The 1,845-nt window shown below is 63.9% G+C and carries 1 protein-coding gene and 1 pseudogene; both read right to left on the reverse strand.

The annotated features are described in order from the left end of the window. Positions 1-1,110, reverse strand: a 1,110-nt coding sequence (locus tag ACESNG_RS17320) for a DPP IV N-terminal domain-containing protein (RefSeq protein ID WP_373069983.1), incomplete at its 3' end; no start/stop codon positions are given. A 167-nt stretch (positions 1,111-1,277) separates the two neighbouring features. Continuing rightward, positions 1,278-1,845: pseudogene (locus ACESNG_RS17325) on the reverse strand (hypothetical protein); the annotation flags it as partial.

Genomic DNA, 1,845 nt, shown 5'->3' on the forward strand with positions numbered 1-1,845 from the left:
CCGCACGACACGCACCTTGTCGCCGTTCATCGGCCAGTGTACATCCTGCAGCGACTGATCTCTCCACTTGCGCACGTTGAGCTGCTTCACTGCTTTTTGACCGCGCGTGAACACCCAGAGTTCGCTCTGCGTGACGTTCTCCTCGCCGGGCATCGTGTACTTGTAGTGCAGTAGCACGGGACGCGGCTGCGCCAGCACGTTCACCAGGAACAGATCCTTGACCTTGCGCTGATCGCGGCGCACGAACGAGAACGACTTGCCGTCGGGCGACCATGCTACACTTGGGCGAATGCGCTGATCGCGGTTGCTCGCGTCGTCGGTGTCGTCCTGTTCTCCACCGGTCTGCGCGCCACCGCCGGCGAGCGCGTTGAGCTGACGACGGTTCTCCGTGGTGTCGCGGTAGCCGAATGAGTAATCCTCGACACCGTCGGTGCTGAGCTGCACGGTGTCGTTGGTGGCTTTCTCCACGATGAACAGATTGTGCATGCGCGCGAACACGAAGGCCGTGCTGTCCTTGTTGTAGTTGCGGAACTCACCGCGCGCGCCGGTACCGCCCGGGCCGCCACCTCCTTGCGTGTTCACTTCTTCGTCGACCGGCGGCGGCGTGTTGCGCACCACTCGGCCGTTCGACTTCAGCGTTTCCGTGGCGAGCGCATATTCGTAGCGCACAGTGTCCACGGTGAAGCGGAATGCCTTGTGGCTCTTGAGGAACGTGATCGTCTGGAACGGCAGGTTGGTCGCGTCGTACGGCTTCTTGCTGAGCATCGTGAGCTGTTCGGCCAGCTTGGCCGGATCGAACAGCAGGCGCTTGGTGCCGCCGGTGGGCGACGGAACGAAGAGCATGAAGCGATTGCCGTTGCGATCCTTCCAGTTGTAGTACATCGAGTCCGTCTGTCCCAGGAAGCGGGGCTGGACGGCCTGCGTATAGGTGATCGCGCGGAGCGCGGTGGTGCTGAAGCGATTGGCCAGCGCCCAGTTGCCCTTGTTAGCCCGACGTTCGTCGGACTGGCTCGACTGCGGGCTGACCTGTGCCTGCGTGGCGCTGCCGCTGGCGGCGAGCAGCAAAAGCGTGCCGGTCCGGCGTCCGATACGGCGCACAGCGTGAAACACTGTGTGAACCACTGCGTGAACCATGTGCTGCTTCCTCCGGAGGGCGAGAATGGCGGATCCACGAAACGGGCCGCCAACGAGAGATCTACTCTCCGGAGCCGATCGCCGTTGAGCCCGTATCCGGAAAATCGCGGTTGGCGGGCACTTCGGGCGGGACAAATGCCGAGTTACGGCGCGGCGCGCTCCCGGTACCGGGTGGTGAAGACCGGCTGTAACCAGGCGGTCGCCCCGCTGGAATCGACCACGCGCACGCGCACGTACGTCTCGGTTCCTCGCAGGCGATACGAGGGGGACAGCGTCTTGTCGGTGGCGAGAATCTCGCCGTTGGCCCCGACGAACTGGGTCGTGTACTTGAAGTCGCCGGTCCGGCTGATCGTAAGCGACAGCGCGGATTCAGTGACCGCGATATCGCTGACCACGGGGCCTGTGCTCGCATAAAAGTGGCCCTCGTCGAGTGCGGTCACGATCTCGCGGCTGTCGCGCGATCGCGCCCGTACCACCACCCAGCCGCGCCCCGGGTTCGCGCGCGACTTCTCGAATTCGCCCTGGAAGTGGTGCGCGTCGTCGACCGCGATTCCGTAGATCTTCTTGCCGCGAGTCAGAAGGGCGTCCCAGGCGTCTTCCATACCGGGCCAATCGCCGCCGCCGATGTTGTGCACGATCGGATGCCCGTTGAAGATCTCGAGCAGTCGGTCGTTCTTCACGCGAAAGAGCGTCGCGGTGTCGATGCTCCAG

The sequence above is a fragment of the Gemmatimonas sp. genome (genome assembly GCF_041689975.1).
Classification (GTDB): Bacteria; Gemmatimonadota; Gemmatimonadetes; order Gemmatimonadales; family Gemmatimonadaceae; genus Gemmatimonas.